Origin of the sequence: Vibrio sp. 14G-20, assembly GCF_026241515.1 — a bacterium.
GTDB lineage: Bacteria > Pseudomonadota > Gammaproteobacteria > Enterobacterales > Vibrionaceae > Vibrio.
Map to the genome: position 1 here is coordinate 110,747 of NZ_JAPHPW010000002.1, position 24,117 is coordinate 134,863.

Genomic DNA, 24,117 nt, shown 5'->3' on the forward strand with positions numbered 1-24,117 from the left:
GCATATAACTACGACTTTAGTGCAACTATTTGCACTTGGTCTTGATTGTTGAGCAATCACTTCGTTGGGAAATGATTGCTCATATAGAACGCAGAACTGAAACTTGGGCGAAATTAATCGCGATTAATTGCCGTTTATCTAGCTTAGGCCGACGATATTTCCATTACTATCAATATCTAACGACATGAACGCCGGTTTGTCAGGTAAGCCTGGCATGGTCATCACATTGCCGCACAACGCATAAATAAAGCCAGCACCAGCACACAATTTTAGTTCTCTAACAGGCACGTCAAATTGAGTGGGAGCACCTTTTACGTGCGCTTCTGTCGAGATCGATAGTGGCGTTTTTGCCAAACAAACCGATAGGTCGTTATAGCCATGCAATTTGAATTCAGCCAGTTGTTTTTTAGCCAGCGGAGATAGGGAAATACTTGCTGCGCCATAACCAACTTCAGCAACTGCCATCAGCTTTTCTTCTAAGCTTTGCTCTGAGTGATACAAAGGCTTAAATTCAGTCTCTTTTTGGCAAGCTTTTACTACAGCGTGAGCCAGTTGAGTCGCCCCTTCGCCACCTTGACCAAATGCTTCGCTTACCTCAACGCTAACGCTTGGGTCGAAGTCCGTGATCATCTGTTTCAAAGCATCTAGCTCTTGAGCTGAATCTTGTGGGAATCGGTTAATCGCAACAACTGCAGGCACTTGGTATTGCTTAACGTTGTTGATGTGCCATTTAAGGTTCTCAAACCCTGCAACAAGCGCGTCTTGGTCATCATTAAAGATTGAATCTGGTAGCGGAGTACCTGGTCTCAAATCGTATAAACCAGAGTTGGCTTTTAATCCACGTAATGTTGCGACCACTACGGCGCAATCCGGCTTCTTGTTCGAGGCTTTCACTTTGATGTTACACGCTTTCTCAAAGCCCATGTCTGAGCCGAAACCGCCTTCGGTTACCACAAAGTCACTCAGCTTTAACGCTATCTTATCGGCAATAATTGAAGAGTTACCATGTGCGATGTTTGCGAATGGCCCAGCGTGAATTAGGGTAGGAACGCCTTCAAGGGTTTGCATCAATGTCGGTTCAATAGAATCCTTCATGGTTACGGTCATTGCACCTGCAACGTTGAAGTCATCTGCGGTTAATGGCAAGCCTTGGTTGTTGTAAGCAAGTACCACTCGTCCGATGCGCTTTCTTAAATCTTGAAGGTCATCAGCTAAAGCAAGGATAGCCATCAGCTCTGAAGCGGCTGAGATATCAAATCCATCCTCACGTTCAAAGCCATTAATTGTTTTGTCTGCTTCGTTCTTGCCAACCGTGATCATGCGTAATGCGCGGTCATTATGATCAAGTACACGTCGCCAAACGATTCTAGTTGGGTCGATATCCAATGCTTTTAAGCCTGAGCGCGCTTCAAAGGCTTCTAACCCTTCACGTTGCTCATGATACAAACGAGCGTCAATAGCGGCAGAGGCGAGGTTGTGAGCGGCCGTAACAGCATGAATGTCGCCCGTCAGATGTAGATTTAATTGGTCCATAGGAGCTACTTGAGAGTAACCGCCACCTGCAGCGCCACCTTTTACACCAAATACCGGACCCATAGAAGGTTGGCGAATGCAGGCCATAGCCGATTGGTTAATCTTTGTGAGGCCTTGCGCTAATCCGATAGTGGTGACGGTTTTACCTTCACCAAGAGGCGTGGGTGTGATAGCAGTCACCACGACTAATTTACCATCTTGTTGGTTGGTGAGGCGTTCAAGTGATGTGAGAGACACTTTAGACTTATATTGCCCTAATGGCTGATGTTCGTTGTGGTGCAGCCCAGCTTGCTTGGCAACCTCACTGATGTTTTTAAGGGGGGTAGAGCGACAAATATCAATATCAGACAGCATATTTGATCCTTATATCAGAACCGAAAGGTGGTACGTAAACGTTTGCGTGGCGATAGTACTGTATAAATTTGCCAAGTAAAGGCAAACCACACGAATTATGTGCTGGAAGATAACAGATCTAAAGAGTCATTGCGCGAGATCAAATCTTAAACGAGCAAAATATTCGATTTGATTACCTTCCGCTGCAGTTATATTGGTGTTGAATACAAAAAGGGCTGCATATAGCAGCCCTTCAAGGAATAGGTTATCTAGTTGGTCATCAAACTCAATGAGTCAACAACCAGACATGGTTGATTAACGATCCCAGTATGTTTCTTCTAAGCTATCTTCGCGTTCAGGTAGTGCACGAGAAAGGCGAGGAGAGTGTTGAGTCAACACTTCGTAGCTTACACGGTTTGCGTACTTACAAATTTGAGACAGTGAAGAATAAGTCAGACAAGCGTGCTCGTGTTTCTCTGAGTTTGGCACATTCACGTGGTGGTAGCTGTTTGCTGCCATGTCGTGAAGTAGTGCTGAAAGTGCACCATCGCCAGCGCCATTGGTGTTCTTAATCTCAAGTGGGCCACCTAGGTAAGGGCCAATGTGAGAGTACACTTTTACTGGGTCTTTACAGTCTTGCTTGCGCATCGCACGGCTGAATTCATATTTGTTGAACTCAGGGATGTTACCCGGTAACAATGGTAGTGTGGTTTCGCGTTTTGCTGGTTCGTCAGTGTAACCTGCCATGTATAGGCCAATTGGGCCAGCAGTACATAGAACTAGGTCAACCCACTCAAGTGCTTTGTTAGCAGCTAGCAGAGGATCTTTTTCACCCGTTAGCGCTTCACCCTCGTCTTCGTTCATCGCGACTATGGTTACGTTTTCTTTCAGGTATTCTTGCCACCATTCAGAGTTACCTTCGATCACATACTTAGTACCAAGTGTTAGTACAACAGGCACATTGTGTGCTTTCGCGTATTCAATCGCTTTTTGTACCGCTTTTGGCATCGGATCTTCAGGTTTACCACGCATTAGGTATGACGACACAACCAATGCAGACGCTTTCTCGAACACTTTTTCAGGAATGCTTTCTGGAAGAAGTTGATTCATGTGTCCTTCGTTGATCGCAAACGTACGTTCGCCATCTTCGGTAATTAGTGTGTAACAACGACCAATTGGACCATCAACAGTTTGTAGGTGGTTTAGATTCATACGAGAAGAAGTACGGCAAAGGTAACGATAACCAAATGAGCCAACTTCAATCTTCTTAGACATAACGCCAAGCAGGACTGATTTGCTGTCTGCAAGTACGGAATAGTTGTGCAGTGTGTTGCCGATAGTATCGCCAGGGTATTGATGCGTGATCAAACCGCGCTCAACTAACTCTTCATACAGCGCATCTGCTTTACTTTCTTCCAATACTAGTGAGTGACCTTTACTCAGCTCGTATTTTTCTAGGAACTCGTTGTCAACACGGGCTTCGATGTCAACAATCGTTTGACCTATACCGACAACTGTTGCGCGGTGTAGCTTAGGTGTTTGTTGAATTTGGTTGACCAACGGATCACGTGCGTGAGTTGGAAAGTAGTGCTTAGATTTACGCTGTCCAGGAAACTTCATATGAAAAATACAGTGAAAAAATTTTGCCGCATGATATCACATTTTGTTCCTGTTTCTTTCATTTTTATTACATTTTGAATTACCTGCACAATGTCTGTACAGGTAATTCGGTTTACTTTCGATTAAGGCTATTGAGCTGGAACAAGCGTTGCTGGATCTACGTAAGCCTCTGTACCCCAAAGCGGAACGGTTGAAAGGCTATGTTTGAAACTGCCTTCCGTTTCTTTGGTGGTATAAGACAAATAAAGCAGCGACTGATTCTCTGCATCGTAGATACGACGAACCTTCATTGTTTTAAAGAAGATACTTTTCGATTGCTTGAATACCACTTCGCCTGACTTGCTCTTGTCTATTTGAGCAATCATTTCTGGTGTGATTTCACCTGTTTGACGACAAGAGATAGAGCTATCGCTTGGGTCAGAAAGGCTGAGGTTTGCTTCGATTGACGCGATATGACAGGTAACACCCGCTATTTTATCGTCATCTAATGAAGACATCTTGATATCCTTCATTGTGAAGAAACCCAGTGAGACGTCGCCAACCTCGTTGTCCGAACAGCCAGCTAACATTGTCACGATACCTGCTGCTATTAAGGCTTTTTTCATAAGAAGTCCTTTTTATTTATATAGTTCTGTTTACTATAAGGATATTGAAAGCTTGAATACGAGTGTAGAGCTTTTTGCTAAGTTCTTAAAGGATGTTGTTGGATAATGAAAAATATGAAGCATTTAAAGTACTTGTTGGCCTTGGTCATGCTCTGTATGCTCTCTGCTTGTAGCTCGGCACCTCAGCCGACCGTATGTCTTCCAAATAACTGCGATATTTGGGGATACTAACCGTAGGTACTAAAAGAATGAATAACGAAATACCTGAAATTGCACACAAGAAAAACCAATGGCTGTTTAGCCAGCTCGATATTGCTTACCCCGCAAAAGAGAGCCTCCTCGGCCGTGAACTTTATCAAAGCAAACTTCCATCCAAGACATACCAACTCCTAGCACAAGATCAAACTCCTTCCCAAATTGATGAACTGCATAAAGTCGATTTCCATAAATTGACCGTGCTTTTTTCACTTAACCAAGCAAGCGTTTACCAAGATGAAACCGAAAGGGCACACATGCTTGAGTTCTTGAGCCAAATTATGCTTTCTGACGATCATGTCTTATATATTGGTACTCAAAATGGTGAAGTTGTGGCGAGCGCTATCGTCACAGAAGCGGATGGCTCCCTATTGATCTCGGATGTCGTTGCTGGGAATGGTCAAAGTATCAACAACTTTGCTAAGCAGTTACACGATTTTTGGGCACAAGATCATGCTTCTTGCGATAAAGTGTGGTTCGAGAACTAAAGATTCTTTGACAAAGCGTTAATCTAAGTACAATACCCCGTCTTATTTAAAGAGTATTGTATGTACAAGCTATTGATATCAATCGCTGTATTGTGTGTTAGCGCTTATTCTTCACTCAGCTTTGCTAACGACTGGGACATAAAACGCATCCTAGTTTTACACTCATACGAACCTTCTTATCAATGGACTGCTGACTTCCAAAAAGGGATAGACAGTGCGTTCAGTCAGTCTCAAACCGAAGTTAAACTCTCAATAGAGTATTTGGATTCAAAGCGTGTCCACAGCCCAGAGTACTACGACTCTCTCGCGAACTACTTACGTACGAAATATGCAGGTTATAAATTTGATGGAGTAATCGCGACGGACGATAACGCGGCCAATTTCCTTGAATCTCTGCCTAATTTGATTGATCGCTCCACACCTGTCGTTGCTGCCGGCATCAATGATTTCAGCACTGACATGTACGCGGTGTCTGACAGAGCAACCGTGCTTTATGAGAACGATCAGATAGACGTTAATATTAAGCTGATCTCCAAATTAAGACCTAATCTAAAGAATCTCTATTTTGTAAATGATTACAGTGTCACGTCTGAGTTAATTCACAAAGAAATGAACAGAATGATGGCTGAATTTCCAAATATTAACCTCATAGAAATTCGCGATCTGTCGCTTGAGTATACGAGCCAATTTTTGGAAGGGATTTCTGCGGACGATGCGGTATTGCTCAGTCATTACAACACCGAGTTGAAGCAAGGGGTTTACCACACTTACCAAGAGATTGCGGATACGTTGTCAAAAGCGAGTGCTGCTCCGGTGTTTGCTTTGTGGCAGTTCTATATTTCGGGTGATGTGCTCGGTGGATACGTTAATCACTCACAAAGCATGGGTGAAGAGGCTGTTGATGCATTGGATAAATACCTTCCTCTTGGCTTTACGACACCGTTAATTCCCGGAGACAATAAGCGTTTTGTATTTAATTACCCTGCAATGCAGCGATACGGGATTAGTGCAAACGCGTTACCTGACGAAGCGGTTTTCATTAACGAGCCTTCATCCTTTATCCGCAAAAACTTCCAGTTGTTATTGGGGCTGTCGATGGTGATTGCGGGTTTAAGCCTGATCATCTTGATGCAATTTGTCACTCTACGCCAAAAGAAAGAGTTGGCGAATAAGAGCAAACGAATCTTAAAGCTTCAGAAACAAACCTTGAATATCCAAAAGGATATGATTCATGTTCTTGGAGAAGCGATTGAAACCCGCTCTGGCGAAACTGGTAATCACGTTAAGCGTGTCGCGAAGTTGTCTGCGTTGCTTGCTAAGTATTGTGGCTTGAGCCATCGCGAGGTCGAGATGATTGAGATTATCAGCCCGATGCACGATGTGGGTAAGATCTCTGTCCCTGAATCGATCTTGGATAAACCCGGGAAATTAACCGACCAAGAGTGGGAGGTGATGAAGCTTCATACTACGGCTGGCTATAACTTATTGAAGAGCGGAGCGGGTGATATTACCAACTTAGCGGCAATCATTGCTAACGAGCATCATGAACGTTGGGATGGAGCAGGATACCCGAATGGCAAAGTGGGTGATGAAATACACCTGTTTGCTCGTATAACAGCCGTAGCCGATGTATTTGATGCATTGCTTAGTGCACGTTGCTATAAAGAACCGTGGCCATTAGAGATGGTGGCCGATTTGTTCGAGCGAGAGTGCGGCTACCAGTTTGACCCTCAGCTAACCAAATTGTTACTGGAACACTTACCCGAGTTTGTTGCTATCCGAAATTCGTACCCTGATACTGGAACTGTAGAATATGCGTCTGCACCTCCAGTTGAAGCTAAGGTATTAGAAGAGTCGGTTGCTAGCTAACTGTCGTTCTATCTGAGTAGCTTATAAGCCTTGTTTTTTATCGATTCACCACGATCCTGATAGGAAGTGGTGATTTATATTTTCTCCTGAAATTGAGTCGCTTATGTAAACCTCGCAGTATTTGGTTTCGTAGAATCTGGGTTAATTTGATGAAAACTGTTGCTTATGCTGAGCGATAAAGTGATCAACTCCATATTTCGCGAAGAGAAATAAGCCTATGTCTGTAAACTGTTACCTCAATCATCTCGCCCATTGAAAGAACACTATAGGATAAAACTTGGATTCAATCTTAGTGAGATACCTATGCGGTTAGAACAGACTAAATGTGTGATTTTCGATTGTGACGGAACACTTATCGATAGTGAAAAGCTGTGCTGCCAAGCTTTGGTGAACGTTTTCACTGGCTTTGGGGCTGAGCTAAACGTCAACGACTGCTATGCGCACTTTCAAGGCGGGAAGTTGGCTGACATCTTAATGGATACACAAGAACGTCTTGGGCTATCTATCTCGATTGATACACTTGAACCGTTATATCGCACTGAATTAGAAGGACTGTTCCAGCGTCACTTAAAGCCGATGGACGGCGCTATCGACCTTATTGAATTCCTCAAACAACAAGACATCGAGTTTTGTATTGCTTCCAATGCACCAAAATCGAGAGTTGAATCTTCATTGGCGATGACAGGCATGCTCGACGATTTCAAAGGTAAAGTGTTCTCAGCTTTTGATGCTAATAGTTGGAAGCCAGAGCCTGATCTAATCATGTACACGGCCATGAACATGGGCTTTCTACCGAATGAGTGCATCTACGTGGATGATACGTTAAAAGGGATTGAGGCTGGTGTTCGTGCGGGTATCCAATCGTTTCGATTGCGTCCAAATATTGATGAAGCGACCGTAGATTCCGAAGCCGATTCAGCAGAATTCGCGGCTCAGGATATCTACAGTTTAGAAGAAATTTCAGTTTGGATTAATGGCAAGCACTGCTCAAATGGTGGTATATCGAATTCTGCAGCTTTGGTGGGGTAGAGCCTAGTTGAAGGCTGACTACCTTACTAAATTGTTTGGTGTGGAAACCACAAGATGCACAAGTAAACTTCTCTCCACTTTCTGAAAGCAGATACTCGTCGTGTTGGCACAAAGGGCATGTAATGTCGTCGGTGTTTGGTGCTTCTGTTTTATTCATTATGTGTCACCTGCAGCAAGAGGGTAAGCGAAAAAGACCCGTTCAATTAGATTACCCCTAAGCTCGAATATTAAACAGTTCTTACGCTTCTTAATCTTTCCTTTGCGACTTGCTTCATGGTAATTGATAATGTCATCGTTATTGACCATGGTTTTTGTAATGTTAATAACGCAAATAAAAAAGGACCCATTACGAGTCCTTATGAGTTTGTTTTCAATTCACGTCACTAGTTCGCCAGTTGAGCCTTAAGTACGGTATCTTGCCAAAGTTTGAGACAGAGAAACCGACGCTTCTGTTAGTCTAGATACGCCATTTGAAGAGTTTTGAGCGACGTCTTTAATCACATCGGATTGGCTGCGAATATCGTTAAGTTCTGCTGCAATCGTATTGGCAACGTTACTTTGCTCATCGGCTGATGTTGCAATTTGGATACTCATATCCATCAGTGCTTGAGCAGAATCTGCAATAGAGTTTACGTCGTGACCAATGTTCGAAATCAGCTGGCTACTGGTTTGCGCTTGATCAACTGTTTGTTCGGTGATCTTCGCGATATTTTGACTCTCTTGCTGCAAGCGCTCAATCATCGCTTGGATTTCAACGGTAGCTGACTGAGTGCGGCTTGCCAGTGTTCTTACTTCATCAGCAACAACAGCGAAACCACGGCCTTGTTCGCCCGCACGAGCGGCTTCAATCGCGGCATTCAAAGCAAGCAAGTTAGTTTGCTCTGAGATAGCGTTGATCGTCGTGATGACTTCGTTAATTTGGCTCGTGTTCACATTCAAGCTAGTAACAGAAGATGAGGTTTGCTCAATCAAAGAAGAAAGGGTGGTGATTTCCGAGATTGCCTGTTGAACCTTCGCGTGGCTATCGTTGATTTGCTGCGCGTCTTGCTCGGTTTGTTCCGTTGAACGTGCAGAGATGTTAGAGACTTCATTTGCCGAAGCTGTCATCTGATCCATTGCTGTCGCTACAGAGTCTAGAGAGGCATTTTGGCTCATAATTTGTGTTTCGCTGCGCTTCATCTCTGTTTCGAAAGAAGCCGACGTTTCACTTAGCGTTGCTGCACTGTGGTTTACGTTGTTGACTAACTCACTAAGCGTGTCCATTGAACGGTCAAGCGCACAACCAATCGTGCCGAACTCGTCACGGCCTGGGTGGAAGCCAAGGCGTGATGTTAAGTCCCCATCACCAATCTTTTGAGTCGTTGAGTAAAGAACCCAAAGTGCGCCGCCTAGGAAAGTCGCTACCCAGTAACAGAAAAGACCAAAAGGCACACACCACAAAAAGCTCAGTAATAAAGTGTACAGTGCTTGCTGCTTTTGATTCTGTATATCGTTAGTTGAAACGGTAAGTGAGTAGTAGTTGCCATCTTGTGCGAGTGCTGTGGCAGTAACCGAACCATTGTTTGAAATAGTGGTTTGTTGAGCGCGAGTTTGCTGGCTAACAGAGCGAACAGAAGCAGGGGAATCTGATGCTGATAAAATGCCTTGTAGTTGATACTCGACCTGCTGTTTTGCAGTTACGTCAATGTGTTCCATTTTGTTGACGTAGTTCCGTCCAGCTAGGCTTGCCAAAGTGGCAAAAAAGATTAAGAAAATGACCCAAAACTTGTCGTTGATCGACATCTTGATAAACAGTTTGTCTATCGTTCGAAATTGTACTTCTTTCATAAAAACTCCACGGTAAATCCTTTACCGTGGACTCTAAATAACCGACCTCAATAAAAATGTGACCTCAATCGACTAATTGTGAAAATTAATGATGGTGACATGTTATTTATGAGATCTATATCAAGTAAATTAGTTCTGTATAGGTTTATTAGCCCAAAGAAGGCAGTAACCCTACTGAAATAAGAACTTGAATGGCAATGATAAATACGCCAACGCTACCTGCTAAAAACAACGCTTTGCTACCGCCTAACACTTGGTAACTGGCTTCTGCAGATTGAGGTTTGACAGAGAAATCAGTGTAACGAACCTTATATACCATCACTGTAGGCAACAGAATCGCGAGCACTGAAAGTGCAATGGCTGCGTAGCCCAAAGCCATGATGAAGCCTTGTGGATAAAATAAGGCAAAACCCAGTGGCGGTAAGAAGGTGATAGCGGCTGTCTTAACACGTTTTGCGTTACCTAGTTTCTTGCTCAGTGAGTCGCCCATGAATTCAAATAAGCCCAAGCTCACACCAATAAAAGATGTCAGCAGTGCAAGGTCCGCGAATACACCGACGATCACGCTTAGGTTGGATTGATGAACAGTCTGCGATAGTGAGACTAATAGCGCGCCTAAACTTGTATCAGACAATAATTGCTCTTGGCTAATCACACCCAAAGTAACACTTTGCCAGAAAACGTAGATAACCAAAGGCAGTGCCGAGCCAATAATCATTACTTTACGTAAAGAACGAACGTCACCATCTAGGTATCGAACGATTGAAGGGATGCTGCCGTGGAAACCAAAAGAGGTAAACACAACTGGAATCGCCGCCACAATCAGGCCTTGCTGTAAAGGCATGCTCATTAAGTATTGAGAGGTAATGTTTGGCGCTAGGAAGCTGAGTACCAAAACCATCGCGATAAGCTTTAAGCCAAACAAAATGCGGTTAACTTTATCAACACTGTGTGTACCAATCGTCACAATGCCTGCAACTAATAGGGTAAATAGAAGCGTGGTGATTTGAGCATTGAGTTCGATACCCGCGATATCCGAAATTCGTTGGTTAAATTGCGCACCGCCGCCAGCGATGTATGCCGCACACAGAGCGTAGAAAAGAAACATCACCGCGAAGCTCGCAATCCACTTTCCTTTTGTCCCTAAAATGGTGTTAGCTAACGTGTGTAGGGTAGCGTCAGATTCTGCGAATTGGTGAAGCTCTACCATTAATAGCGCAGTAAAAGCCATTAATGCCCATAAACCGAGCATCAAGAAAAGTGAAGTTGAAAAGCCAATACCTGCAGAAGCAAGTGGAAGAGCGAGCATGCCAGCACCAATGGTTGTGCCTGCAATGATCAAAGTACTACCAAAAACCTTTGATTTATTCATTGTATATAATTCTTTACGTTAGAGTGTGTTTTCATTGTAATTCTTCTAGCTTAAGCGCATAAACCCAAAGAATATCTCGATTTTGGAGTATTCTGATTGAGTTTAATTCCAAATGCAATGCCTATTGTAATTAAAAACATCCACTGTAAACTAATATTTACATCAAGAGGGCGTGGCAGCATTCAAATGACTAAAGCAAACGTTTGACCATGATCGGCTTCAAAATTTATAGAGTAATTTGTTGTACTTGGTGTAAGGTGGCAGTACATATGTCGTTCGCGTATACCCCTTTAGCGTAAAAAAGCGTTAATGATCGCGAGTAGCTTTAAGCTATGAATATGGAATGGGTAGAGTAGAGTGCGTTCATCAAAGTGACATAATATAAGTCCAAGATGGTGCACTAGTTAATAGGACATCTTGTCCACATCAAGGAATAGAGGGGGCACAATGAGTGACCAATCTTATAATGACGAAAGTCTAGAGTTGTTAGATGCTATGGAAATTGGCATTGATTTGTCTGACTATGAACAGACAGTGAAACAGTTAGCAGAAGAGCTTTTCAAGTCTTCGAACTAAGCTTTTAAGATCTTTAATTCAGTTTCAACTGAAACGTTTTAAAGCTAAAAGTTTTCTTAGCTAAAGCTTCTTAAAGCAAACAATTCTAAACTGAGCAAATCTCATTCGCTCACACGTCATGCCATAACTATCCTCATTAAAGTTCGCGAAGATAAACGAGTACGTTTACCATGTTACTTAGTTCTCGATACTTTAATGAGGTTCAATGAACTTTCTCGCACACCTTCACATCGCTCAGCACTGTAACAGCAACTTAGCAGGTAACCTGTTAGGTGACTTCGTTAAAGGCGACCCAAATAAACACTACTCAGATTCACTTTCTGATGGCATTCGACTTCATCGATTTGTCGATAGTTATACTGACCGACATGATGTGTCTCGTTCAGCAAAATCTCTCTTTTCAGAGCAAACAAAGCGCTTTGCGCCTATTGCTCTCGATGTATTCTGGGACCATTGCTTAGCTAATCATTGGGCTCAGTTCTCTACGCAATCACTTGAGAATTTTTGCTCCGACAGTCATCAGCAGATCTTTGAGCACCAAGAGCCACATTGGCCTGAGCACTTCATTACTGTTCACCAGAAAATGGCTGAGCAGAGGTGGTTAGAGAGCTATCAAGAGATGTCATCCATAGAAATGGTATTGCAACGAATGGCTTTGAGACGGCCAAAGCTTGGCATGCTTAAATCTTGCTATGACGACCTAGAATATCACTATGATACGTTGCAGTGTCACTTTAATGAGCTGTATCCCAGTGTTTTAGAAGAAGCAAACCAATTTAATGCGCTTCAATTGAAGAAAAATCAAAAGGAAAGGTAAACAGCGTAATGCAGGTTTGCTACAATCCGCGCCTATTTAATCTTTGAGCATCATACTATGTCTGAATCTACTAAATCTTTTAACCAACTAGGATTGTCTGAGCACCTTCTTGCTACGCTATCAGAGCTTAATTTTACGGCTCCAACCAGTGTTCAAGAACAAGCGATTCCATTGGTATTAGAAGGCAAAGACGTATTGGCTGGTGCTCAAACAGGTACGGGTAAAACGGCTGCGTTTGGTTTACCGATTATCCAAAGATTAATCGAAACTAAAGACAACGTGATTCCAAACCCTAAGTTAGTTCGTGCATTGGTATTAGTACCAACACGTGAACTGGCGCAGCAGGTGTTTGATAACCTCACTAGCTACGCGAAGGGCACTGACATTAAAGTGGTTGTGGCGTACGGCGGTGTGAGCATGAAGGTTCAAACCGACAAATTACGTGGTGGCGCAGATATCTTAGTCGCGACACCTGGCCGTTTGATTGACCACATGTTCACTAAGAACATCATGTTAAGCCAAACAGAAGTGTTGGTATTGGATGAAGCTGACCGCATGTTAGACATGGGCTTTATGCCAGACATCAAACGCATTCTTTCGCGTATGAATGAAGTTCGCCAAACCTTGTTCTTCTCGGCAACGTTCGATACCAAAATCAAAGCGATAGCGTACCGCATGATGAAGTCGCCAAGTGAAATTCAAGTGACGCCGAAAAACAGCACAGCCGACACTGTGACTCAAATGGTTTATCCGGTTGATAAATCGCGTAAGAGTGAGCTCCTGGCTTACTTAATCGGTTCAAAGAACTGGCAACAAGTGTTGGTATTCACTAAAACTAAGCAGGGTACGGATGCGCTAGTAAAAGAACTTAAACTAGACGGCATTAAAGCGGCATCAATCAATGGCGATAAGAGCCAAGGTGCACGCCAAAAAGCACTGGACGATTTCAAATCAGGTAAGGTGCGAGCGTTGATTGCAACGGACGTGGCAGCGCGTGGTATCGATATTCAGCAACTGGAACAAGTTGTGAACTACGATATGCCATTTAAAGCGGAAGACTACGTTCACCGTATTGGTCGTACAGGTCGTGCTGGTAACAGCGGTTTAGCAATTTCATTGATGAGCCAAGACGAAGCTTACCTATTGGGTGATATTGAACGACTGCTGGATACGCGCCTGCCTCAAGAGTGGCTAGAGGGCTTTGAACCAAGCCTAGAGAAAGACCTTGCACCTGACCGCAGTGGTCGTAGCAAGAGTCGCTCGTCAGAAAAACGTAAGATGAAAGCGAAGCTTAAGATCCACCAAAATCGTGGTAAAGCTCGTCGCTAATCAGCCAGCTTAAAAAGCTCTATATATAAACGCGCCGTTACAGCTAGTTCTGTAACGGCGCGTTTTTTATCAAGCTAATTAACTTCGTAATAGGCTATCAGGATTTGTGATGTTCAGGATTACACTTCCATTCACATGGTACTTCATAAATCAGTTCTTCTAAGCAACTAGGGTTAAGCACCCACTCATCATCAATAGCAAATTGATTGGCCATTTGTTTGTTGAACATCTGCCAGTGCTTCATTAGAGCCTCTTCAGCCGTTGCCTCCATGTCACCTTCGTTCCAAGTACTTTCCATGAAGGGAGTCAGGCAGACAGCCCCGTTAGCGAACATGATCATTTGCCATTTTATTTCATAAATATTAACGGCTTTTTCTGGATTAGCTTTGTTGTATTGGTCAGCAAGCATGTTGATCTCGTATTCAAGGTCACCGACGTTGTCGATAAAGTAATCGACGAGGTTGTCTTCTTGACGTACAGAATCCGAGAGAAGTTGCATTGGTCTACGTGAATGAATCATGTTGGTGAACAGACGCATAGCAAACAAATAAATCGAAATATTCGGTGCAACGCCTTTTGGCAATTCCTGCATAATTTTACTGATGTAAGATTGAAAATACACGTGTAAACAGTCACTTATTGCATGCCATATCTTTTCTTTGCTACCGAAATGGTGGCGAATAAGGCTATGCGAGACGCCTGCTTTTTCGCTGATATTACGTAATGAAACACGTTCATAACCGGAGTCGCAAAACATCTCTGCGGCAACCGCCATAATTTGAAATCGAGTCTCTTCAGCGTCTTTCGCGCTTCTTCTACCTTGTTTCTTTTCAGTCATCTTCATTTCACACATTTACCTGATTACCACATTCTACACTGTTTTTACTCAAATAAAAAATACTGCACAGGTGGAAAGTAAAGCTTGTGCAATCTAAAATTTTCAATATACTGCCCACCTGTGTAATAAATCATAATAATTAAATGGAGAAGCATCATGCAATCCAAGTTGTCTATTCAAGCCAAGACGAGTAAGCAGATAGGCGTGGCGTTTGCCGCACTATTACTCGCAGGCTCTTTGACCGGATGTAATAAGGTTCAGTCAGAAGAAACCGTTCAAGTTGTTAAGCCAGTAAAGCTGTTTGAGATCCCTCAACAGACAGATATTGAGCTTGATAGTTTTATCGCAAAAGTGGATGCGACCGACCGTGCTGCGCTTTCTTTCAATGTGGGTGGAGATATTGAAACTTTCTCTGTTCGCATGGGACAAGAAGTGAAGAAAGGGCAAGTGCTCGCCGTGTTAGATGCGACGGATTACCGTATTGCAGTTGATGCAGCACAAGCAAAATTTGATCTGGCGAACAGCCAATACAAGCAAGCGTCTGAGTTGTACTCGAAGAAGCTTGTGAGCACGGATTACTACGACCAAGCCGTAAACACCTTTACTGCCGCTGAAGTTGAGTTGGACCAAGCAAAAACAAACCTTGGTTACACCACATTAGTTGCTCCATTCGATGGCGTGGTATCGATGGTGTTTGGTAAGCAATATCAATTGATCGTAGAAAAGCAGCCGGTACTTAACATTTTGAATCACAGCGAAATGGATGTGACTTTCTCTATTCCGGTATCAAAGCTTGAAGACCGTTCAATTCAAGACCTAACAAGTTCAAACATGTGGGTTGTGATGGATAGCCACCGCGGCATTCGTATCCCAACGCGCTTCAAAGAGATTTCAACTCAGCCAGACGAAGACACCAACAGCTATCAAGCAGTTGTGTCTATCGAAAAGCCTGAAGACATCAATCTGCTTTCTGGCATGACAGCGCAAGTGGAAGTTCAGAAAAACAGATCGGACTACGGCATCGGTATTGTTGACTCTGCTTGGTTAAGCAAAGACGCAGACCACGGTGAACTGTGGCGCTACAACCCAGAGTCGCAATTGATTTCTAAAGTACAAGTTACCCTTGATGAACAAGGCAAGGTGATCGATGGCCTATCTTCTGGCGACCTGATCGTAGAAGCAGGTGTGGATGTGTTATCAGATGGACAGCAAGTAAAAGCTTGGGTACGTGAGGGCGGTATTTAATGAACCTTTCCAAATTATCAGTTGTGGTTGCATCTGCGTTATTACTTCAAGCTTGTAATAACGAAACAGACCACCGTGAACAGCCTTCACTTTTAGTTTCAACCTTTGAAGTTGGCGCACCACTTACTGATCAATTCAGAAGTTTTAACGGACAGGTGATGCCGGCAGAACTGACACCGTTGGCATTTAAGCTTGCTGGTGAGATTCAGCAAGTATTGGTTGAAGCGGGTGACAAGGTCGAAAAAGGTCAGCTACTGGCGACCCTAGACAACGCGACATACAAACAAGATCTAACGGACGCTCAATCTCAGTTTGAATTAGCGAGCAAGCAACTGTCTCGTGGTAGTGAGATGTTTGGTAGCAAGATGTTGTCGCAATCGGAGCACGACCAACTAACCGCTAACTACAAACTGGCATCGGCGAATTTGGCTGCGGCACAACGCAAGCTGAGCTATACAGAGCTGCTGGCACCATTTTCAGGCACGGTTTCAACCGTGGATAAGCAACGCTTTGAAAACACGACACCGGGCGAAACGCTTCTTAGCTTGTATCAGAACGATAAGGTCTACGTACGAATCCAAGTATCCGATTCGATCTTAGCGTCGATCAGCCCTGATATGCGTTCAAGCAGCTACCGTCCTGAAGCGACCTTTGGTGGTCACTCTGGAGAATATCCTCTGACGTATCTAGAGCACACCAGCGAATTGCACCCACAATCACGTACATACGAGTTTTGGATGCAGATGCAGCAACCTGAAAGTGAAATTCTGCCGGGTACGAGCGTTACAGTAAATGTCGACATGGCAAAAGCAGGCCTAAGTGATGTTCAAGGCTACCAGTTGCCGATGACGACTCTGCAAGCAGGCGCTGAAGCGAACCAATTTTACGTGTGGAAAATGGAAGATGGCCAGGCATTCAAAAGCGAAGTGGAAGTCGACAAGATCAGCGGCCAAGGCGCACTTATCGCTCATGGTGTTGAGCAAGGTGAGCTACTCGTAAATTCGAATCTAAGAAAACTCCGTGACGGAATCCAATTGTCAGGAAAAGCAGAATGAACATCGCAGAATATTCAATAAAGAACAAAGTAATCAGCTGGCTGTTTCTAGTCATTTTGGCCATTGGCGGTGTGACGTCTTTTGGTAATCTATCCCGTTTAGAAGACCCAGCTTTTACCATTAAAGATGCAATGATTATTTCAACTTACCCTGGTGCTACGTCTATGGAAGTTGAAGAGGAACTGACTTACCCGCTTGAAAAAGAGATAAGACAGCTCCCTTACATCGATAAGATCACATCGACCTCATCGAATGGTATGTCTCAAATTATGGTCAGCATGAAGATGGACTATGGTCCCGACGAGCTACCGCAAATCTGGGATGAAATGCGTCGTAAGATCAACGATCTACAGCCAACACTACCAAGTGGTGTGAATTCCGTTCAGATCATTGATGATTTTGGTGACGTATTCGGTGTGATGATCATGCTGACCGGTGACGGTTACGATTACGTTGAGCTAAAACAGTACGCAGATTACCTAACGCGTGAAATCGAACTGGTCGATGGTGTCGGCAAAGTAAGCATTGCAGGTGACCAACAAGAACAACTGTTTGTTGAGATGTCTCTGGAACGCTTAGCCGCATTGAACCTAGATATGTCGACGGTAACGTCACTGTTAGCACAACAAAACAGCGTGGTGTCGGCAGGCGAGGTTATGTTGAATGGCCAAAGCCTAACAATCAAACCTAACGGCACGCTGAGCACGGTTGAAGAGCTAGAAAACCTGATCATTCATGGTCGTGATACGGGTAACCTGATTCGCTTGAAAGATGTCGCTGAGGTTACTCGCGGTATCCAAGAAAAACCGGGTAATGTATTAACTTACAACGGTAAACCAGCGATCAACCTAGGCATTGCGTTCTCTTCAGGCGTAAACGTCGTTGAGATTGGTAACGCGCTAGATGAGGAACTAGACCGCTTAGAAAGCATTAAACCTGCCGGTGTAGAGCTGAACTACTTCTACAACCAAGCGCAAGAAGTAGATAAGTCAGTGGCTGACTTCCTAATCAGCCTAGTAGAAGCCGTTGCTATCGTTATCATCGTACTGCTTTTTGCAATGGGCTTACGTAGTGGTTTGATCATTGGTTTAGTACTGCTACTGACCGTATTTGGTACGTTCATTCTTATGGACTACAACGATGTCGAACTGCACCGTATCTCGCTAGGTGCCTTGATCATCGCGCTCGGTATGCTGGTGGACAACGCGATTGTTGTCGTTGAAGGTATTTTGGTTGGCTTGAAGAAAGGTAAGACCAAGCTTCAAGCAGCAAAAGACATCGTGACACAAACACAATGGCCACTATTGGGCGCGACCATTATTGCGATTACCGCTTTTGCACCTATCGGATTATCGAAAGATGCAACGGGCGAGTTCATGGGTTCATTGTTCTGGGTACTGTGTTTCTCGTTATTCTTGAGTTGGGTAACGGCGCTAACACTGACGCCATTCCTTGCTGAAATGTTGCTTAAAGAAGAAGACAAAGTTGATGAGAACGAAGATCCATACAAAGGTATTCTGTTCGTTGTATTCGGTGCGTCTCTGAAATTTGCATTGCGTTTTAGATGGTTAACTGTTGTCAGCATGATCGTATTGCTCGCCGTGTCTGTTGTTGGTTTTGGTAAGGTGAAGCAACAGTTCTTCCCGCCATCAAATACACCAATGTTTTACGTCGACATGTGGATGCCAGAAGGTACGGATGTACGTGAAACGATCAAGCAGACTGAAAAGGTTGAGAGCTACATTCGTCAAGAAGATGAAGTAGAGTTTGTAACTACGACGGTTGGGCAGGGCATGCAACGTTTCGCACTGACATACCAACCAGAGAAAAGTTACGAAGCGTACAGCCAGCTACAAGTAAGAACCACTGACCGTGACACCATGTTTAAGGTTTTAGCGGAGTTAGACAAAAACTTAGCGAACGAATTTGAGCAACCGACATTCCAGTTCAAACTGATTGAGTTTGGTCCGTCACCGGCTTCAAAGATTGAAGCGCGTATTATCGGTGCTGATCCTCAAGTATTACGTAGCATTGCAGTTGAAGTCGAAGACGTCTTACTTGCCGATCCAGGCTCACGAAATGTTCGTCACGATTGGCGTGAGCGCACTAAAGAGCTAGTGCCACTGTTTAACGAATCAAAGGCACGTCGCCTTGGCATTTCAAAAACTGATTTGTCTGAGACGCTACAAATGGCGTTCGGCGGTTACAACATCGGTTTACTGCGTGATGGTACTCATATGTTACCTATCGTGGCGCGTTTACCTGAAGAAGAGCGTTTTGATTTTGAATCACTGAACAATGTGAAGATTTGGAGCCCATCGCTACAAACTTACATCCCGGTTGAGCAAGTGATTGATGGTGTAGAGCTTCAATGGTCTGAGCCACTGATTCAGCGTCGCGACAGAAAACGTACGCTAACGGTATTGGCTGACCACGATGTTCTTGGTAATGAGACGCCAGCGAGTCTGTTTGCTCGTGTGAAACCAAAGGTAGAAGCATTAGATTTACCAGAAGGCTACAGCATTAGCTGGGGCGGTGAGTACGAAAGCTCTAAAGACGCGCAGGAATCTCTGTTTGGTTCACTGCCAATGGGTTACTTGCTGATGTTTATCATCACTATGCTTCTGTTTAACTCGGTTCGTAAGCCGCTTGTAATTTGGTTTACGGTTCCACTCTCTATCATTGGTGTTTCAATTGGTCTGTTAGGTACCAATATGCCATTCAGCTTCACGGCGTTCCTAGGCTTGTTGAGTCTAAGCGGCATGATTTTGAAGAACGGTATCGTCCTTCTTGACCAGATCAACAGTGAGCTATCAACAGGTAAAGACCCATACTTAGCGGTTGTCGACAGTGCGATTAGTCGTGTTCGACCGGTATCTATGGCAGCACTAACGACTATCTTGGGTATGATTCCTTTGGTATTCGATGCATTTTTCGGCTCGATGGCGATTACCATCATGGCAGGCTTAGGCTTTGCAACAGTACTAACGCTAATAGTAGTACCAGTGATGTTCGCTGTTATATATAGAATCAAACCGTCCACTGCGGGTTATTAGGGATTGATATAAAACAGATTCTTTTAAGCCAGCCCAGTCATTTTTGACTGGGCTTTTTTATGCATGTGATATGGCAAAGCGTGGCTTAAGTCATCATCTGTATGCAGAGAAAGCGATGTGAAGACCGCTACACAGACAAAGCACGTCGTTAACAGAGGAATGTGTTATTCGACAGGTATAAAAAAAGCCGCTAACCAGTAGTCAGCGGCTTTAGGAAGAGTAGGGACGGCTTTAGATTGCTAAACGGATATCCAACTCAATCGGTTTGGGCATCGCTAGGTGATAGCCTTGGTACATGTCGAAGCCCAAGCTTTGCATTGCCGCAAGTTGATGCTCTGTTTCAATGCCTTCGATGACAGTCTTAGCGCCAATTTGTTTCGCGAGCTCTAGAACTAATTCCATTTCTCGTGTGTCGCCTTGCTCAAAATCTAACATCACTGAGCGATCGATCTTAATGATGTGAGGATTAATGTGGCGGACGCGTTGTTCTGTTGATGCTTGTGTTCCGAAATCATCGACCGCGATCTGAAAACCATTCTCCGCAAGGGAGAGGGCTGCATCTTTCAAGCGCTCTTCACTTTCGGCATTCAACTCCACTAATTCCATCACGATCTGCTCACATGAAAGGTTCAACTCATGAAGACGTTTTGCCAGAAGGCTGTCACTGACCTTTTCTGCAGCAAATAACTCACCAACGTTTGGAAGAACGTTCAAGAATAGGTGCAAATGACGGATAGTTGACTGTGCGAAGTTACGAATGTGGATAGCGCGACTAAGTCTCTCTACATTGATCTTATCTGTGCATGAGGTGTCATCGGAATGGAAGAAGTGATCAGGACGAACAATATCCCCTTTGCTATTCGAAATACGCACCAAAGCCTCTACACCTATCTGAGTCATTGAGTCGTCAAATATAGGTTGATAGACACTTCTCAGTGTTAGGTCTTGATATTTCGCAATAAACTGCATATCGGCATCCACTGATATACAGCTAATAAATTCACTTCTGTCTGATAAAATCATAGTCGCTAATAAAGGTGTTTATTCAATGACGAAAATATACGTCATGGCTGTCACAATATTGACAGGTGTTAGTAAATTGTCAATTAATAAAAACTCATTTGCAGGGTCAATATTTAAATAAATATAATTAACGAAAAATCAGCATGATAAATGATATTAACCATTAATTTAACTTATCATTCACTAGGTTTGATGGTTGCTGTGAATTTAATGGCTGAGTAACGCCTCACATATCAATCCCAACCAATATAAAGCTAGAACAGCGATACACCAGCGAAAAGTAGGGTTAAAGGCTTAGATTATGGGTGAATGTCAAAGTTAGAAAATAAAGATACTTAACTGGTTACATAGAAGTGATATCTATCTCTCAAAATCGATAGCATCGGAAGAATAGTTATTAATAATTCGATTAGAACGTTCGAATAATTAATGAACAATGATTGGGTGTCTTTTATAAAATATTGGGATGAAGGTCTAACAATTTGCTTTCAATATTGAATGAAAAAGTTGACCCGTATTATCCCTACCATTGAAGTACGGCATAAAGCTGCAGGTATTTACGAACCAATTGTTGATTCCCTGACCGTTTTAGTGGGTGACCAAATTTAATAAAGCACGGACTGATTCTAAAGTTATTATTTAAATCAGCAGCGAATTGAGAATCACTCTCTCTTAACGTGATGCCTTGTTGGCTGTATTCGGTTATCTCGTCTGGGAGTTCTCCCATCCACCAATGCAACAACTCACCACTGTTTTTACTTCGGCTTATCCAATGGTCAGAAACAATGATCAAAACGTCATTGGGTTGAATGGCGAATCCGTACTCTTGCTGCCAGTTATGAATGTCTAACATCAACTTTTTACGACACGTTTTTCCCGCGCTCACCATATGATGACTAATCATCCAAACCGTGCCGATTTCAGAAGAGATTCGGAAGTGGCGGGGCGTTTCTCGAGAGGAGAGCATTTCAAGTGGACTAATGTTACTTGCATGATTAAAGCTTACGAAGGTGTGTTCCATTCGTCGGGCAAAGGCTTTACCGATGTGATGCTCACTGATCCCTTGGTTGTGCACCGTAGGATAATGACGCTCACAGAGTTTAAGACAATCGTCTTGAAACTGATTGACGCTTTTAATCACGAGATCTAATAACAATGAAGTCCCTTATACACAGTTACTATCTTATTGATGGGCAATAGTACGGTAATTAATGTGTCATTACCTATCGCCAAAGTGCGAGTTCTTGATCCCTCTATCAAAATTAGCGATTGCGGAGCGATTTTATGGATAGCACTGGCACTTCGCTGTTCTGTATTCTAAATTATGAGGAATTCTAATCAGTTAGAAAGACTATCTTTAGCAGCAAAGTTACAAGTGAGTTAGCTAGATTATAGTTTAGTCAGCTGTTCACGATGGATTTATTTACTCTTTACTTGGAAACATTCATGACCATTCAACTAGATTCGAAGCAAAAGTCTGAGCTTACCCATACTCTTCAAAAATACCTCCAAGATGAACTCGATGTGGAGCTCGGCCAGTTCGACACGGAATTCTTGGTCGACTTCATAAGTAAAAAGTTTGGGGCGGTTTATTACAACAAAGGGATAGAAGACGCCCAAAAAGTAATGGAACGTAAAATGTTAGATATCTCAGATGAGCTTTACGAGATCGAACAGATCGTTGAAATCTAACGTTTAGCCCAAACTTGTTCAAATAATTTGAATAACTCGTTTAATTTGAAATGATGTTACCAATGTAAAGCTTGGTAAATAATATGTTACACAAACTTGGTGTAGGGTACGCTTTTCGAAACTACACTACTCGTTAACATTCGGAAGAGATGCATGGACAACAACGTTAGAAATTACAACCCTTTAGCAAGAGCGATGCATTGGATTTCAGCTCTCGCAGTATTTGGTTTATTTGGTGTAGGTCTGTGGATGGTTGATCTTTCATACTACAGCGAGTGGTACAAAACAGCACCAGACTATCACCGTTCGGTAGGCATTCTTTTGGCTGCCGTTACTGTTATCCGCTTGGTTTGGAAACTAGTTACCGCGTCACCTAAAGTGGAAGGTAAAAGCTATGAAGTGGCAGCAGCAAAAATCGCTCACGGCTTCATGTACATCAACTTAGCGGTTTTATTTATTTCAGGTTATTTGATATCGACATCAGATGGCCGCGGGATAGAGGTATTCAACTGGTTCACTGTACCAAGTATGGGCGAACTGTTTGCAAACCAATCTGATCTCGCAGGTACGGTTCACTACTATGCTGCATGGGTACTGATCATTATGGCATCAGTGCACGCCTTAGCGGCGATAAAACACCACGTTATCGACAAAGACGATACGCTACGAAAAATGATAGGAGCTTCAAAATGAAAAAGTCAATTATCGCTACAGGATTAGCATTTGCAATGGCAATGCCTTTCGCTGCGAACGCCGCTGATTACGTGATTGATACAAAAGGTGCGCATGCTTCAGTTAACTTTAAAGTTAGCCACCTAGGTTACAGCTTTATCCAAGGTCGTTTTAACACGTTCTCAGGTGACTTCTCATTTGATGAAAGCAATGTTGAAGCGTCTACAGTAAACGTAACAGTTGACACTACAAGCCTTGATTCAAACCACGCAGAACGTGATAAGCACATCCGTAGTGGCGATTTCATTGATGCTGGTAAGTTCTCTGATGCAACATTTAACAGTACAAAAGTGGTTGATAAAGGCGACGGAAAACTTGAAGTAATGGGCGACCTTAAACTTCACGGCGTAACTAAGCCTATCGTTATCGAAGCTGAATTCATCGGTGCTGGTCAAGACCCATGGGGCGGTGAGCGTGCAGGTTTCGTTGGTACAACTCGTCTAGAGCTTGCTGACTTCAACATTCCAGTAATGGGCGCTTCAAGCTACGTAGACATGGATCTACACGTTGAAGGTGTAAAGAAGTAATCTAGCTATTGATGATTGCTGGCTGGTATCAATCTTTTATGTAGCACCAAAAGTTGAATCGATACCTGAAACCTAGAAAGCAAAAGCAACAGTTAGAAAAGAGAAAGGCGCAAAGTATTCACTTTGCGCCTTTTTATTATGGTAAATGGTAACGCGTTTAGATCTGTTTTGTGTCAAACCTTTAGTTGCGCTTTAAGCCACCATCTACTTTTAGCCAGTCAACGTTGCCATGACTGATTTTCTAGGAGAACAACTAATCCCTAATTGTTCAACCTTGTCCTAGTTAGCTAATCACT

20 protein-coding genes are annotated in these 24,117 nt (G+C 43.3%); 12 read left to right on the forward strand and 8 right to left on the reverse strand.

Translation table 11 applies throughout. The annotated features are described in order from the left end of the window. Window positions 1-138: 138 nt before the first annotated feature. The 3 genes from OQJ75_RS02105 to OQJ75_RS02115 form a co-directional block, all read right to left on the reverse strand. Window positions 139-1,887, reverse strand: a complete 1,749-nt coding sequence (locus tag OQJ75_RS02105; protein WP_265970755.1) for a formate--tetrahydrofolate ligase — start codon at window positions 1,885-1,887, stop codon at window positions 139-141. A 294-nt stretch (window positions 1,888-2,181) separates the two neighbouring features. Next, window positions 2,182-3,486 (reverse strand): inosine/guanosine kinase, encoded by a 1,305-nt coding sequence (locus tag OQJ75_RS02110; RefSeq protein ID WP_248376253.1) that lies wholly within the window; start codon window positions 3,484-3,486, stop codon window positions 2,182-2,184. Between the two features lie 128 nt (window positions 3,487-3,614). After that, on the reverse strand, window positions 3,615-4,091 hold the full coding sequence (locus OQJ75_RS02115; RefSeq protein ID WP_215405687.1) for a CreA family protein: 477 nt from the start codon (window positions 4,089-4,091) through the stop codon (window positions 3,615-3,617). Window positions 4,092-4,339: 248 nt separating this feature from the next. Between OQJ75_RS02115 and OQJ75_RS02120 the strand changes: the two genes are divergently transcribed. The 3 genes from OQJ75_RS02120 (at window position 4,340) to OQJ75_RS02130 (ending at window position 7,732) form a co-directional block, all read left to right on the forward strand. Next, complete coding sequence (locus OQJ75_RS02120) at window positions 4,340-4,834, forward strand: hypothetical protein (protein ID WP_265970754.1); 495 nt, start codon at window positions 4,340-4,342, stop codon at window positions 4,832-4,834. Window positions 4,835-4,894: 60 nt separating this feature from the next. Continuing rightward, window positions 4,895-6,703: an HD domain-containing phosphohydrolase gene (locus OQJ75_RS02125; protein ID WP_265970753.1), complete on the forward strand. Its 1,809-nt coding sequence runs from the start codon at window positions 4,895-4,897 to the stop codon at window positions 6,701-6,703. 303 nt (window positions 6,704-7,006) lie between these two features. Continuing rightward, entirely contained in the window at window positions 7,007-7,732 is a 726-nt protein-coding gene (locus tag OQJ75_RS02130; RefSeq protein ID WP_265970752.1) for an HAD-IA family hydrolase, read from the forward strand. 402 nt (window positions 7,733-8,134) lie between these two features. On the opposite strand, the gene OQJ75_RS02135 is transcribed toward OQJ75_RS02130, so the two are convergent. Together OQJ75_RS02135 and OQJ75_RS02140 are read right to left on the reverse strand one after the other, a co-directional pair. Continuing rightward, window positions 8,135-9,559 (reverse strand): methyl-accepting chemotaxis protein, encoded by a 1,425-nt coding sequence (locus OQJ75_RS02135; RefSeq protein WP_265970751.1) that lies wholly within the window; start codon window positions 9,557-9,559, stop codon window positions 8,135-8,137. A 148-nt stretch (window positions 9,560-9,707) separates the two neighbouring features. Then, on the reverse strand, window positions 9,708-10,931 hold the full coding sequence (locus OQJ75_RS02140) for an aromatic amino acid transport family protein (protein WP_265970750.1): 1,224 nt from the start codon (window positions 10,929-10,931) through the stop codon (window positions 9,708-9,710). A gap of 447 nt (window positions 10,932-11,378) precedes the next feature. Between OQJ75_RS02140 and OQJ75_RS02145 the strand changes: the two genes are divergently transcribed. The 3 genes from OQJ75_RS02145 to OQJ75_RS02155 all read left to right on the forward strand — a co-directional run bounded on the left by OQJ75_RS02145 (window position 11,379) and on the right by OQJ75_RS02155 (window position 13,653). Further along, on the forward strand, window positions 11,379-11,507 hold the full coding sequence (locus OQJ75_RS02145; RefSeq protein WP_017059831.1) for a hypothetical protein: 129 nt from the start codon (window positions 11,379-11,381) through the stop codon (window positions 11,505-11,507). 205 nt (window positions 11,508-11,712) lie between these two features. Continuing rightward, window positions 11,713-12,324 carry an ACP phosphodiesterase gene (locus tag OQJ75_RS02150; RefSeq protein ID WP_265970749.1) on the forward strand — a complete coding sequence of 204 codons (612 nt, stop codon included), beginning with the start codon at window positions 11,713-11,715 and terminating at the stop codon, window positions 12,322-12,324. 57 nt (window positions 12,325-12,381) lie between these two features. Next, on the forward strand, window positions 12,382-13,653 hold the full coding sequence (locus OQJ75_RS02155; protein ID WP_086713919.1) for a DEAD/DEAH box helicase: 1,272 nt from the start codon (window positions 12,382-12,384) through the stop codon (window positions 13,651-13,653). 97 nt (window positions 13,654-13,750) lie between these two features. Here the strand turns inward: OQJ75_RS02155 and OQJ75_RS02160 are convergent, their stop codons facing one another. Then, complete coding sequence (locus OQJ75_RS02160) at window positions 13,751-14,497, reverse strand: TetR/AcrR family transcriptional regulator (protein ID WP_265970748.1); 747 nt, start codon at window positions 14,495-14,497, stop codon at window positions 13,751-13,753. Window positions 14,498-14,647: 150 nt separating this feature from the next. Between OQJ75_RS02160 and OQJ75_RS02165 the strand changes: the two genes are divergently transcribed. Genes OQJ75_RS02165 through OQJ75_RS02175 form a run of 3 tightly spaced genes read left to right on the forward strand, consistent with a single transcriptional unit; the run spans window position 14,648 to window position 19,847 of the window. Continuing rightward, window positions 14,648-15,736 carry an efflux RND transporter periplasmic adaptor subunit gene (locus OQJ75_RS02165; protein WP_265970747.1) on the forward strand — a complete coding sequence of 363 codons (1,089 nt, stop codon included), beginning with the start codon at window positions 14,648-14,650 and terminating at the stop codon, window positions 15,734-15,736. Beyond that, window positions 15,736-16,791 (forward strand): efflux RND transporter periplasmic adaptor subunit, encoded by a 1,056-nt coding sequence (locus OQJ75_RS02170; protein ID WP_265970745.1) that lies wholly within the window; start codon window positions 15,736-15,738, stop codon window positions 16,789-16,791. Before OQJ75_RS02165 ends, OQJ75_RS02170 begins: the two co-directional genes overlap by 1 nt. After that, window positions 16,788-19,847, forward strand: coding sequence for an efflux RND transporter permease subunit (locus OQJ75_RS02175; RefSeq protein ID WP_265970744.1), 3,060 nt, complete (start codon window positions 16,788-16,790; stop codon window positions 19,845-19,847). The genes OQJ75_RS02170 and OQJ75_RS02175 overlap by 4 nt, the downstream gene beginning before the upstream one ends. Before the next feature lie 231 nt (window positions 19,848-20,078). Here OQJ75_RS02175 and OQJ75_RS02180 read toward each other — a convergent pair whose 3' ends face one another. Together OQJ75_RS02180 and OQJ75_RS02185 are read right to left on the reverse strand one after the other, a co-directional pair. Further along, window positions 20,079-20,816, reverse strand: coding sequence for an EAL domain-containing protein (locus OQJ75_RS02180; RefSeq protein ID WP_265970743.1), 738 nt, complete (start codon window positions 20,814-20,816; stop codon window positions 20,079-20,081). A gap of 577 nt (window positions 20,817-21,393) precedes the next feature. After that, a complete protein-coding gene (locus tag OQJ75_RS02185; protein ID WP_017631160.1) occupies window positions 21,394-22,026 on the reverse strand; it encodes a hypothetical protein in 633 nt (210 codons plus the stop codon). A 290-nt stretch (window positions 22,027-22,316) separates the two neighbouring features. On the opposite strand from OQJ75_RS02185, the gene OQJ75_RS02190 reads away from it, so the two are divergent. From OQJ75_RS02190 to OQJ75_RS02200, 3 genes are all read left to right on the forward strand, one after another. Further along, entirely contained in the window at window positions 22,317-22,562 is a 246-nt protein-coding gene (locus OQJ75_RS02190; protein ID WP_017059821.1) for a DUF2164 domain-containing protein, read from the forward strand. Between the two features lie 153 nt (window positions 22,563-22,715). Further along, window positions 22,716-23,255 carry a cytochrome b gene (locus OQJ75_RS02195; RefSeq protein WP_017067366.1) on the forward strand — a complete coding sequence of 180 codons (540 nt, stop codon included), beginning with the start codon at window positions 22,716-22,718 and terminating at the stop codon, window positions 23,253-23,255. Continuing rightward, window positions 23,252-23,821 (forward strand): YceI family protein, encoded by a 570-nt coding sequence (locus tag OQJ75_RS02200; protein WP_017059819.1) that lies wholly within the window; start codon window positions 23,252-23,254, stop codon window positions 23,819-23,821. The genes OQJ75_RS02195 and OQJ75_RS02200 overlap by 4 nt, the downstream gene beginning before the upstream one ends. Window positions 23,822-24,117: the final 296 nt, after the last annotated feature.